General features: G+C 67.3%; 9 protein-coding genes and 1 pseudogene. 6 read left to right on the forward strand and 4 right to left on the reverse strand.

Translation table 11 applies throughout. The features are described from left to right. Positions 1–256, reverse strand: a 256-nt coding sequence (locus AC1DY5_RS23210; protein WP_478115157.1) for a biotin/lipoyl-containing protein, incomplete at its 3' end; no start/stop codon positions are given. 37 nt (positions 257–293) lie between these two features. Then, positions 294–3,008 carry a pyruvate dehydrogenase (acetyl-transferring), homodimeric type gene (gene aceE, locus AC1DY5_RS23215; RefSeq protein ID WP_478115159.1) on the reverse strand — a complete coding sequence of 905 codons (2,715 nt, stop codon included), beginning with the start codon at positions 3,006–3,008 and terminating at the stop codon, positions 294–296. Between the two features lie 203 nt (positions 3,009–3,211). On the opposite strand from aceE, the gene AC1DY5_RS23220 reads away from it, so the two are divergent. The 5 genes from AC1DY5_RS23220 to AC1DY5_RS23240 all read left to right on the forward strand — a co-directional run bounded on the left by AC1DY5_RS23220 (position 3,212) and on the right by AC1DY5_RS23240 (position 10,066). Further along, on the forward strand, positions 3,212–5,749 hold the full coding sequence (locus AC1DY5_RS23220; RefSeq protein WP_478115160.1) for a PAS domain-containing sensor histidine kinase: 2,538 nt from the start codon (positions 3,212–3,214) through the stop codon (positions 5,747–5,749). Further along, a complete protein-coding gene (locus AC1DY5_RS23225; RefSeq protein ID WP_478115162.1) occupies positions 5,746–6,378 on the forward strand; it encodes a response regulator transcription factor in 633 nt (210 codons plus the stop codon). Before AC1DY5_RS23220 ends, AC1DY5_RS23225 begins: the two co-directional genes overlap by 4 nt. A gap of 77 nt (positions 6,379–6,455) precedes the next feature. Next, complete coding sequence (folD, locus tag AC1DY5_RS23230; RefSeq protein WP_478115163.1) at positions 6,456–7,322, forward strand: bifunctional methylenetetrahydrofolate dehydrogenase/methenyltetrahydrofolate cyclohydrolase FolD; 867 nt, start codon at positions 6,456–6,458, stop codon at positions 7,320–7,322. 34 nt (positions 7,323–7,356) lie between these two features. Further along, positions 7,357–9,405, forward strand: a complete 2,049-nt coding sequence (locus AC1DY5_RS23235; RefSeq protein ID WP_478115165.1) for a M3 family metallopeptidase — start codon at positions 7,357–7,359, stop codon at positions 9,403–9,405. Between the two features lie 34 nt (positions 9,406–9,439). Continuing rightward, complete coding sequence (locus AC1DY5_RS23240; RefSeq protein ID WP_478115166.1) at positions 9,440–10,066, forward strand: glutaredoxin family protein; 627 nt, start codon at positions 9,440–9,442, stop codon at positions 10,064–10,066. 33 nt (positions 10,067–10,099) lie between these two features. Here the strand turns inward: AC1DY5_RS23240 and rpiA are convergent, their stop codons facing one another. Next, complete coding sequence (gene rpiA / locus AC1DY5_RS23245) at positions 10,100–10,801, reverse strand: ribose-5-phosphate isomerase RpiA (RefSeq protein WP_478115168.1); 702 nt, start codon at positions 10,799–10,801, stop codon at positions 10,100–10,102. A 47-nt stretch (positions 10,802–10,848) separates the two neighbouring features. Between rpiA and AC1DY5_RS23250 the strand changes: the two genes are divergently transcribed. Beyond that, positions 10,849–11,916, forward strand: coding sequence for a quinone-dependent dihydroorotate dehydrogenase (locus tag AC1DY5_RS23250; protein WP_478115170.1), 1,068 nt, complete (start codon positions 10,849–10,851; stop codon positions 11,914–11,916). Positions 11,917–11,926: 10 nt separating this feature from the next. Here AC1DY5_RS23250 and AC1DY5_RS23255 read toward each other — a convergent pair. Then, a pseudogene (locus tag AC1DY5_RS23255) lies at positions 11,927–12,151 on the reverse strand (phage holin family protein); the annotation flags it as partial.

Below are 12,151 nucleotides of genomic sequence, written 5' to 3' on the forward strand. Positions count from 1 at the left end.
GTGCGGACGCAGCCGCGCCCTCGCCTTCCAGCACCAGCACCACCGAGCCTTCCTTGACCTTGCTGCCGACCTCGACCTTGAGTTCCTTCACCACACCGGCCTGGCTCGACGGAATCTCCATCGAGGCCTTGTCCGACTCSACCGTGATCARCGACTGCTCGGCCTTCACCGTGTCGCCGRCYTTCACCAGCACTTCGATCACCGCGACCTCSTYGAAGTCGCCGATGTCCGGCACCTTGATTTCCACTGTTGCCATGTCGTGTCTCCCGCCCTACGGGCGCCGTTGATTGGTTTTATGCGTAGAGCGGGTTGATCTTCTCGGCGTTGATGCCGTACTTCTTGATTGCGTCTGCCACCTTCTGCGCCGGCACGGTGCCATCCTCGGCCAGCGCCTTCAGCGCCGCCACCACGATGAAGTGGCGGTTGACCTCGAAATGCTCGCGCAACTTGTTGCGGAAGTCGCTGCGGCCGAAGCCGTCGGTGCCGAGCACCTTGTAGTTGCGGCCCTTCGGGATGAAGGGGCGGATCTGCTCGGCATAGGCCTTCATGTAGTCGGTCGATGCCACCACGGGCCCGGTGCTGGCCGAGAGCTGCTGCTCGACGAAGGAGACGCGCGGCGTCTCGGTCGGGTGCAGCAGGTTCCAGCGGTCGGCTTCCTGGCCGTCGCGGGTCAGTTCGTTGAAGCTCGGGCAGCTCCAGACGGCAGCCGAAACGCCCCAGTCCTTCTCGAGCAGTTCCTGGGCCGCGAAGCTCTCGCGCAGGATGGTGCCGCTGCCCAGCAGTTGCACCGAAGGCGACTTGGCCTTGAGCGCCGGCGCCTGCTTGCACAGGTACATGCCCTTGATGATCTGTTCTTCGGTGCCGGGCTGCAGACCGGGCATCGGGTAGTTCTCGTTCAGCAGCGTGATGTAGTAGTACACGTTGTCCTGCTTCTCGACCATTCGCTTCAGGCCGTAGTGCAGGATCACGCCGACCTCGTGCGCGAAGGTCGGGTCGTAGCTGACGCAGTTCGGGATAGTGTTGGCCAGGATATGGCTGTGGCCGTCCTCGTGCTGCAGGCCTTCGCCGTTCAGCGTGGTGCGCCCCGAGGTGCCGCCGAGCAGGAAGCCGCGCGCCTGCATGTCGCCGGCCGCCCAGGCCAAGTCGCCGATGCGCTGAAAGCCGAACATCGAGTAGTAGACATAGAAGGGCACCATGATCCGGTTGTTGGTGCTGTAGGAGGTCGCGGCAGCGATCCAGCTCGACATGCCGCCGGCCTCGTTGATGCCTTCCTGCAGGATTTGGCCGGCCTTGTCCTCGCGGTAGTACATCACCTGGTCCTTGTCGACAGGCGTGTACTGCTGCCCCGCGGGGTTGTAGATGCCGATCTGGCGGAACAGGCCTTCCATGCCGAAGGTGCGGGCCTCGTCGACCAGGATCGGCACCACGCGCGGGCCCAGCGCCTGGTCGCGCAGCAGCTGCGTGAGGAAGCGCACGTAGGCTTGCGTGGTCGAGATCTCGCGCCCTTCGGCGGTCGGCTCCAGCACGGCCTTGAAGGTCTCGAGCGACGGCACGGTGAAGCTCTCGTCGGCCTTCACGCGGCGATACGGCAGGTAACCGCCGAGGGCCTTGCGGCGCTCGTGCAGGTACTTCATCTCGGGCGTGTCGTCGGCCGGCTTGTAGAACGGCAGGTCGGCGATCTGGCTGTCCGGGATCGGAATGTTGAAGCGGTCGCGGAAGGCCTTGATGTCCTCGTCGCCGAGCTTCTTGGTCTGGTGGACCGTGTTCTTGCCCTCGCCGATCTTGCCCATGCCGAAGCCCTTGACGGTCTTCACCAGCAGCACCGTCGGCTGGCCCTTGTGCTGGACGGCGGAATGGAAGGCGGCATAGACCTTCTGCGAGTCGTGGCCGCCGCGGCGCAGGTTCCAGATCTCGTCGTCGCTCATCTTGGCGACCATCTCGAGCGTGCGCGGGTCGCGGCCGAAGAAGTGCTTGCGCACATAGGCGCCGTCGTTGGCCTTGAACGACTGGTAGTCGCCGTCGTTGGTCTCGAGCATGATCTTGCGCAGCGCGCCATCCTTGTCGCGCGCCAGCAGCGGATCCCAGTTGCTGCCCCAGATCAGCTTGATCACGTTCCAGCCCGAGCCGCGGAATTCGCCTTCGAGTTCCTGGATGATCTTGCCGTTGCCGCGCACCGGGCCGTCCAGGCGCTGCAGGTTGCAGTTGATCACGAACACCAGGTTGTCGAGCTTCTCGCGCGCCGCCAGGCTGATCGCGCCCAGCGACTCGACCTCGTCCATCTCGCCGTCGCCGCAGAACACCCAGACCTTGCGGTTCTCGGTGTTGGCGATGCCGCGCGCATGCAGGTACTTGAGGAAGCGCGCCTGGTAGATCGCCATCAGCGGGCCCAGGCCCATCGACACGGTCGGGAACTGCCAGAACTCGGGCATCAGCTTCGGATGCGGGTAGCTCGACAAGCCCTTGCCGTCGACTTCCTGGCGGAAATTCAGCAGTTGTTCTTCGGTAAGGCGGCCCTCGAGGTAGGCGCGGGCATAGATGCCGGGCGACACGTGGCCCTGGATGTAGAGGCAGTCGCCGCCGTGGTTCTCGCTCTCGGCGTGCCAGAAGTGGTTGAAGCCGGCGCCGAACATGCTGGCCAGCGAGGCAAAGGAGCCGATGTGGCCGCCGAGGTCGCCGCCTTCGGGCGGGTGGTGGCGATTGGCCTTGACCACCATCGCCATCGCGTTCCATCGCATGTACGAGCGCAGGCGCTCCTCGATCTCGGCATTGCCCGGGGAACGCTCCTCCTGATCGGCCTCGATCGTGTTGACGTAGGCGGTGTTGGCCGAGAACGGTTTGTCGATGCTGCTCTGGCGCGCGTGCTCGAGCAGTTGCTCGAGAAGGAAGTGCGCGCGGTCGGGCCCCTCGCTCTCGATGACAGCCGACAGGGCGTCCATCCATTCACGCGTTTCCTGCGCGTCCAGGTCGTTTGCAGCCGAGCCAAAGTGGTTCTCGGGATTTGCCGACATGCTTGTCTCCTTGTGAGGGTTGTGGGCGTAATTTAGTGCCGTATCCGGCAGCGCGCGGCAGTTTCTCACAGAATTATCTAAATTTCAAATCGTGCTTGTCTATTTCTTAATGTGAAATTGCATGAGTGGCCCAGCCGTACTCGGGTCCATGGCACCTCCGGTGCAGCCCTTCCGGCGTCGAAGCCTTCACCTAAACTTCGCCAATGCCCCTTTCCTCCCCGATCGCCGTCGCACGCAATGCCACGTCGCCGCTCTCGTGGCTGCGCCGCTGGTGGCGCCGCCAGACACCGGTGCTGCAGGACGCGGTCGCGATGCTCGCGCCGCTGGCCGCGGTGCTGCTGTTCCTCGCGGCCATCGTCTCGGCCTTCTGGTACCTGCGGGCCGAGGAGGTGGAGCGGGTCCAGGAATCGGTCAAGCGCGACGTCGAGTACGCCCAGCAGCGCGTCCGCCTGCGGCTGCTGGAGCGCCAGGAGCAACTCATGCGGCTGGCACGCGATGCCTCCAACCGCGAAATCGATGCGGCGGAATTCACCAGCCGCGCCGAGTCGCTGGTGAGCCAGTTCCCGGAACTGCAATCGGTCAGCTGGATCGACGACCGCCGCCGCTTCAAGGCCAACTACGCGGCGCCGAGCGTCCACCCGGCGCTGCAGCATGCGGTCGGCGAAGTGCTGCGGCCGGGCGATATCGAGAGCAACTACGCGCTGGCGCGCGAGCTGCGCCAGCCGGTGTTCTCGCAACCCCTGGCCGGCGGCGAGCCGCCGCCGATGCTCGGGCTCTACATCCCGCTGTTCGACCAGGGGCTGTTCGCCGGCATGCTGCTGGGCGAGTTCTCGATCGACGGCCTGCTGCGCTACGGCATGCCCTCCGAAGTTTCGGCCCGCTATGCGGTCTCGCTGCTCGACGCCAAGGGCGGCCTGATCGCCGGCAACACGGTCGCCAGTCCGCGCGGAGCCGGCACCCGCCTGCTGCCCTGGACGGTGCGCACCAACGAATACGAAGTCCCGGTCTCGCCGGTCGGCAACGCGCTGGTGCTGCGGGCGCAGGCCTATCGAACCTCCCAGGGGGTGGTCGGCAACGGCCTGTTCTGGCTGGTCGGCGCACTCAGCGTGCTCACCAGCTGGATGCTGATCGGCACCTGGCGCCACACGCGCCGGCGACTGCAGGCGCAGCAGGCGCTGGTGGCCGAGACCAACTTCCGCCGGGCGATGGAGAACTCCATGCTGACCGGCATGCGGGTGCTCGACCTCGAAGGCCGCATCACCTACGTCAACGCCGCCTTCTGCGCGATGACCGGCTGGAGCGAGAACGAACTGGTCGGCCAGACGCCGCCCTTCCCCTACTGGCTCGAATCCGACCGCGAGGTCATGAACGAGCGGCTCGAGGAAGAACTGCACGGCCGCGCCCTGCCGGGCGGCTTCCAGGTCCGGGTCAAGCGCCGCAACGGCAGCGTCTTCAATGCCCGGCTCTACGTCTCGCCGCTGATCGACGCCCGCGGCCACCAGACCGGCTGGATGACCTCGATGACCGACATCACCGAGCCGACCCGGATCYGCGAGCAGCTGTCGGCCTCGTACGAGCGCTTCACCACGGTACTCGAGGCGCTGGACGCCTCGGTCTCGGTGGCGCCGCTGGGCAGCGAGGAGCTGCTGTTCGCCAACAAGCTCTACCGGCTCTGGTTCGGCTCGAACACCGTCGGCCACCTCGGCATGGTGGCGCAGGCCGGCGTGCCGGCGACCCATGCGCGGGACGAGGAAATGGATGACGTCGACTCCTTCGCCGGCCTGCCGATCGACCAGCTGACCACCGCCCAGCCGGCCAACAACGAGATCTTCGTGCCCGAGCTCGGCAAGTGGCTCGAGGTGYGCTCGCGCTACCTGACCTGGGTCGACGGCCGGCTGGCGCAGCTGGTGATCGCCACCGACATCACGCCGCGGCGCGACGCCGAGGACCTGGCGGCGGCCCAGGCCGACCGGGCCCATGCCGCCAGCCGGCTGATCACCATGGGCGAGATGGCATCCAGCGTCGCTCATGAGCTGAACCAGCCGCTGACCGCAATCACCAACTACTGCAACGGCATGGTGTCGCGCATCAAGGGCCAGCAGATCGATTCGGAGGCATTGCTGGCGGCGCTCGAGAAGACCTCCAAGCAGGCCCAGCGCGCCGGCCAGATCATCCAGCGCATCCGCTCCTTCGTGAAGCGCAGCGAGCCCAACCGGACGCCGGCCGAGGTCTCGACGATGGTCAGCGAAGCGGTCGAGCTGGCCGGCATCGAGTTGCGCCGGCGCAACGTTCGGCTGAACCACTACGTCGCGGCGCGGCTGCCGATCCTGCGGGTCGATCCGATCCTGATCGAGCAGGTCATGGTCAACCTGCTGAAGAACGCGGCCGAATCGATCGACCTCGCGAACCGGCCGCTGGCGCGCCGCAGCGTCGAGCTGCGGGTGCTGCCGAAGACCATCGACGGCCAGCCGGCGATCGAGTTCTCGGTCCAGGATACCGGCATGGGCCTGGCCCCCGAAGTGATGGACCGGCTCTATGAAGCCTTCTTCTCCACCAAGCCGGAAGGCATGGGCATCGGGCTCAACCTCTGTCGCACCATCGTCGAGTCGCACCGCGGCCGGATGCAGGCAGAGAACATCTACAATGGGCCGGACATCGTCGGATGCCGTTTTTCCTTCTGGTTACCGGTGTTGGACGCTATCGATTCCGTAGCAAGCAACGAGGCGAAAGTACCTGCATGAGTTTGATTCCGAAGAAGGGCACTGTGTATGTCGTCGACGACGATGAGGCGGTTCGCGATTCGTTGCAATGGCTGCTCGAGGGCAAGGACTACCGGGTCCGCTGCTTCGACTCGGCCGAATCCTTCCTGTCGCGCTACGACCCGCGCGAGGTCGCCTGCCTGATCGTCGACATCCGCATGGGCGGCATGTCAGGCATCGAGCTGCAAGACCGGCTGATCGAGCGCCGCTCGCCGCTGCCGATCGTGGTCATCACGGGCCACGGCGACGTGCCGATGGCGGTCGACTCGATGAAGAAGGGCGCCATGGATTTCATCCAGAAGCCCTTCAACGACGAGGCGCTGGTGGCGCTGGTCGAGCGCATGCTCGAGCACGCCCGCGGCGCCTTCGCGCAGCACCAGCAGTCGGCCAGCCGCGATGCGCTGCTGTCCAAGCTGACCGGCCGCGAGGCCCAGGTGCTCGAGCGCATCGTTGCCGRCCGCCTCAACAAGCAGATCGCCGACGACCTCGGCATCAGCATCAAGACGGTGGAGGCGCACCGCGCCAACATCATGGAAAAGCTCAACGCCAACACGGTGGCCGACCTGCTCAAGATCGCCCTCGGACAGGCAGCGACGTCGGCCAAGGCCTAGCCGCCCGGCCCGGCAACCGGTTGCAACCTCCACGCCTGCGCAAGCGGGCGTTTCCATTTCTGAAGTTCGAAAAAACAATGACAGCTCAACTGATCGACGGCAATGCGCTTTCGAAGGCGCTGCGCGCCGAGGTCGTGACCCGCGCCGCCGCGCTCAAGGCCCGCAGCGTGGTGCCCGGCCTGGCCGTGGTGCTGGTCGGCGACAACCCGGCCAGCCAGGTGTACGTGCGCAACAAGGTCAAGGCCTGCGAGGACAACGGCCTGCACTCGGTGCTCGAGAAGTACCCGGCCGAGCTCGGCGAGGCCGAACTGCTGGCCCGCGTCGAGGCCCTCAACAACGACCCGTCGATCCACGGCATCCTGGTCCAGTTGCCGCTGCCGGCCCACATCGATGCCCAGAAGGTGATCGAGGCGATCGCGCCGGCCAAGGACGTCGACGGCTTCCACGTCGCCAGTGCCGGCGCGCTCATGACCGGCTCGCCCGGCTTCTGGCCCTGCACGCCCTACGGCTGCATGAAGATGCTCGAGTCGATCGGCTACGAGCTGCGCGGCAAGCACGCGGTGGTCATCGGCCGCAGCAACATCGTCGGCAAGCCGATGGCGCTGATGCTGCTCGCCAAGAGCGCCACCGTCACGATCTGCCACAGCGCGACGCCCGACCTCGGCGCCTTCACGCGCCAGGCCGACGTGGTGGTCGCCGCGGTCGGCAAGCGCAATGTGCTCACGGCCGACATGGTCAAGCCAGGCGCGGTCGTGATCGACGTCGGCATGAACCGCAACGACGAAGGCAAGCTCTGCGGCGACGTCGACTTCGCCGGCGTGCGCGAAGTCGCCGGCTGGATCACGCCGGTGCCCGGCGGTGTCGGCCCGATGACCATCACGATGCTGCTGGTCAACACGATCGAGGCCGCCGAACGCGCGGCGGCCGCTGCCAGCACCACTTGAACTCGCGCCCCCCGTCCGCCATCTGAACAAGACCATGACCAATCCGCTCCTCGACTTCAACGACCTCCCGCTGTTCGACCAGATCAAGCCCGAGCATGTCGCCCCGGCGGTCGACGCCCTGCTCGCCGGCGCCGAGGCGGCCCTGCAGGAAGCGACCGCGCCGGCCTTTCCGGCCGACTGGACCGCGATCGCGAAGGTGCTGGACGTGGCCTCGGAGCGCTTCAGCCGCGCCTGGGGCGCGGTGGGTCATCTCAACGCGGTGGCCGACACGCCCGAGTTGCGGGCCGCCTACAACGAGGCCATGCCGCGCGTCACCGCCTTCTGGACCCGCCTGGGCTCCGACGAGCGGCTGTACGCCAAGTACAAGGCCATCGACCCCGCGACCCTGAACCCCGAGCAGCGCCAGGCGCACCGCAACGCGATCCGTAACTTCGTGCTCGGCGGCGCCGAGCTTCAGGGCGCGGCCAAGCAACGCTTCGCCGAGATCCAGGAGCGCCAGGCCGAACTGAGCCAGAAGTTCAGCGAGAACGCGCTCGACGCCACCGACGCCTTCGCCTGGTACGCGGTGCAGGGCGACCTCGACGGCGTGCCTGAAGACKTCATCGGCGCCGCCCGTGCGGCCGCCGAAGCCGAGGGCAAGGACGGCTACAAGCTCACGCTCAAGATGCCCTGCTACCTGCCGATCATGCAGTTCGCCCGGAGCAGCGCGCTGCGCGAACGGCTCTATCGCGCCTACGTCACGCGGGCCAGCGAGTTCGGCGACCCGGCCTTCGACAACACCGCGCTGATCCGCGAGATCCTTGCGCTGCGCCAGGAAGAGGCCAAGCTGCTCGGTTACCCCAACTTCGGCGAGCTCTCGATCGTGCCGAAGATGGCCGAGTCGGCTGACCAGGTGATCAACTTCCTGCGCGACCTGGCCGCCAAGGCGAAGTCCTACGGCGAGCGCGACCTGGCCGACCTGCGCGCCTTCGCAGCCGAACACCTCGGGCTCGCCGATCCGCAGCCCTGGGACTGGACCTACATCGGCGAGAAGCTCAAGGAAGCGCGCTACGCCTTCAGCGAGCAGGAGGTCAAGCAATACTTCACGGCCCCGAAGGTGATGGCCGGCCTGTTCAAGATCGTCGAGACGCTGTTCGAGGTCTCGATCCGCCGCGACACGGCGCCGGTGTGGCATCCGAGCGTGGAGTTCTATCGCATCGAGCGCGCCGGCCAGAAGGTCGGTCAGTTCTATCTCGACCCGTCGGCACGTGCCGCCAAGCGCGGCGGCGCCTGGATGGACGACGTCCGCGCGCGCTGGCTGCGGCCCGACACCGGCACGCTGCAGACGCCGGTCGCGCAGCTGGTCTGCAATTTCGCCGAAGGGGTCGACGGCAAGCCGCCGCTGCTCACGCACGACGACGTGACGACGCTGTTCCACGAATTCGGCCACGGCCTGCACCACATGCTGACCCGCGTCGACGAGCGCGACGTCTCCGGCATCAGCGGCGTCGAGTGGGACGCGGTCGAGCTGCCGAGCCAGTTCATGGAGAACTTCTGCTGGGAGTGGGATGTGCTCGCCCACATGACCTCCCACGTCGATACCGGTGCCCCGCTGCCGCGCGCCCTGTTCGACAAGATGACCGCGGCCAAGAACTTCCAGAGCGGCCTCCAGACCCTGCGCCAGATCGAGTTCTCGCTCTTCGACATGCTGCTGCACACCGGCTACGACGCCGCCACCGCCCAACCGGGCGACGTGATGGCGCTGCTGGCCAAGGTGCGCGAGGAAGTCGCGGTGATGCCGTCGCCGGAGTTCAGCCGTACGCCAAACACCTTCAGCCACATCTTCTCGGGCGGCTACGCGGCCGGCTATTACAGCTACAAGTGGGCCGAAGTGCTGAGCGCCGATGCCTACGCGGCCTTCGAGGAGACCGCGGGCGCCAACGGCGAGCCGAGCGTGGAGACCGGACGCAAGTACCGCGAGGCCATCCTCGAGGCCGGCGGCAGTCGCAGCGCGATGGATTCCTTCAAGGCCTTCCGCGGCCGCGAGCCGCAGCTCGATGCGTTGTTGCGACACCAAGGCATGGCCGAGCCCCAGCCGGCCTGACATACTCCGCTGCATCGGATTCCTGGAACCATCGATGAAGCTCAACACCGCCCTCGCGGGCCTCGCCCTGCTGCTGGTCGCCGGCGCCACGCTAGCCCAGTCGGTCTATCGCAATGTCGACAAGAACGGCAAGGTCACCTTTTCCGATCAGCCGCCGAGCGCCGACGCGCCTGCGGCGCCGGTCCGGCCCGGCAACACGGTCAGCGCCCGCGCCGGCCTGCCCTACGAATTGCAGCAGGTGGTTCAGCGCTACCCGGTGACGCTCTACACCAGCGAGGAATGCAGCCCTTGCGGCGCCGGTCGCTCGCTGCTGATCACGCGCGGCGTCCCCTTCGACGAACGAACCGTCAAGTCGAACGAGGACATCGCCTCGCTGCAGCGCCTGAGCGGCCAGAATTCGCTGCCGCTGCTGACCATCGGCTTGCAGCAGCTCAAAGGTTTTTCGGACGCCGAGTGGTCCCAGTACCTGGACGCGGCGGGCTATCCGAAGAGCACCCGGCTGCCGGCCGGTTATCGCAATCCGCCCGCTCAGCCGCTGGTGGCCCTGCAGCCCGCGGCAGAACCCGCGCCGGCTGCTGCCGCACCGGCCCCGACGGCGGCCGAGACGCCCGCTCCGGCATCCGGGCCGACCCCGAGCAACCCCGCCGGCATCAAGTTCTAGATCGGCGCGTCCGTTCGGCGCGGTTGTTTCTCGCTAACCGAAACGCAGGGTTCGCACGCCGGAAGACGTCGCCAGCAGGCACACGCTGGCGCGCTGGCGAGCAAAGACACCGACCTCGACCACGCCGGGCCATTGGTTCACTTCGGCCTCGAAGTCCAGCGGATCGGTGATCCGCAAGCCGGTTACATCGATGATGTGCTGGCCGTTGTCGGTGACCAACGGCACGCCGTCCTTCTCGCGCACCTGGGCCAGGCCGCCCAGCCGGCCGAACTGCCGCATCACGCGCTGCGCAGCCATCGGAATCACCTCGACCGGCAGCGGGAAGGCGCCCAGCGTGTTGACCAGCTTGGAGGCATCGGCGATGCAGACGAAGCGCTTCGACTGCGCCGCGACGATCTTCTCGCGCGTGAGCGCGGCGCCACCGCCCTTGATCATGTAGCCGCGGCCGTCGATCTCGTCGGCGCCGTCGATGTAGACCGCCAGCTCCTCGACCGCATTGCTGTCGAACACCTCGATGCCGAGCTCCCGCAGGCGCTCGGTCGAGGCCTCCGAGCTGGAGACGGCGCCGCGGATCTGGTCCTTGATGCCAGCCAGCGCCTCGATGAACTTGTTGACGGTCGAGCCGGTGCCGACGCCGATGATCTCGCCCTTGACCACGTATTCCAGCGCAGCGCGGCCGACCTGTGCCTTGAGTTCGTCCTGTGTCGGTACGGAAGCGGGTGCAGGGGAAGTCATCGGGGAGAATCCTGGGCTGATTGAAGTCTGAAGTCGAGAATTATCCGATGCTCCTGCCGCTGCCCTCCTCTCTTTACGGGCTCGCCCGCCCCTTTCTGTTCGGCGTCGACGCCGAGCGCGCCCACGAACTGACGCTCGACGCCCTGGCACGGACCCAGAACACGCCGCTGGCCTGCGCCTACGCGGCACCGCGCGTGGCCGACCGGGTCACGCTCGCGGGCCTGTCGTTCCCGAACCGCGTCGGACTGGCGGCCGGCCTCGACAAGAACGCCCGCTGCATCGACGCCTTCGGCGCCATGGGTTTCGGCTTCGTCGAGGTCGGAACGGTGACGCCCAAGCCGCAGCCCGGCAACCCGAAGCCGCGGATCTTCCGCCTGCCGCAGCGCGACGCCCTGATCAACCGGCTCGGATTCAACAACGAGGGCCTTGAGGCCTTCGTCGCCAATGTGCAGCGGGCCCGCTTCCGGCGCGACAGCTCGAAGCCGCCGATGCTRCTGGGCCTCAACATCGGGAAGAACGCCGCCACCCCGATCGAGCGTGCGGTCGACGACTACCTGATCTGCATGGACGGGGTCTACCCGCACGCCGACTACATCACGATCAACATCTCGAGCCCGAACACCGCCAACCTGCGCTCGCTGCAGAGCGACGAAGCGCTCGACGCGCTGCTCGGCGCCGTCGCCGAGAAGCGCGAGCTGCTGGCCGCGCGCCAGGGCAAGCGGGTGCCGCTGTTCGTCAAGATTGCGCCCGACCTCGACGAGTCCCAGGTCAGGGTGATCGCCGCGACGCTGCTGCGCCACGGCATGGACGGCGTCATCGCGACCAATACGACGCTGGCGCGCGATGCCGTCGCGGGTCTGCCGCACGCCGAGGAGCCCGGCGGCCTGTCGGGGGCGCCGGTGCGGGAAGCCAGCAACCGCGTGATCGGCCAACTGCGCGCGACGCTGGGCCGCGAATTCCCGATCATCGGTGTGGGCGGCGTGCTGAGCGTGGCGGACGCGCTGGCCAAGATCAACGCCGGCGCCGACCTGGTGCAGATCTATACCGGTCTCATCTACCGCGGCCCGGCGCTCGTGCGCCAGGCAGCCCAGGCGCTGCGCGAGCGCAGGGCCTGAGCCAGCGGCCTCAGCCCCGCATCCGCCAGAGCACCGGGGCGATCATGGTGGCCCAACGGAGCACGCGTCGCGGGCCCAGCACCGCGATCACCGCTGCGGTCGCAACCCCAGTGGCCACCGGATGCTCGCGCGCGATGCGCAAGGCCGCGGCGCTGGCGGATTCGTTCGGGACCGGCGCCTCGCCCGCGCCGCTCGCCGCGGCCTCCAGCGTCGCGACGCGCAGTCGCTGCCGCTC

It is taken from the genome of Variovorax sp. P4_D9, assembly GCF_056401695.1.

What these genes read in the sequence shown, in the direction of transcription:
- aceE (WP_478115159.1), bottom strand. Translation starts at nt 3,008, where the DNA reads ATGTCGGCAAATCCCGAGAACCACTTTGGCTCGGCTGCAAACGACCTG.
- folD (WP_478115163.1), top strand. Translation starts at nt 6,456, where the DNA reads ATGACAGCTCAACTGATCGACGGCAATGCGCTTTCGAAGGCGCTGCGC.
- AC1DY5_RS23240 (WP_478115166.1), top strand. Translation starts at nt 9,440, where the DNA reads ATGAAGCTCAACACCGCCCTCGCGGGCCTCGCCCTGCTGCTGGTCGCC.
- rpiA (WP_478115168.1), bottom strand. Translation starts at nt 10,801, where the DNA reads ATGACTTCCCCTGCACCCGCTTCCGTACCGACACAGGACGAACTCAAG.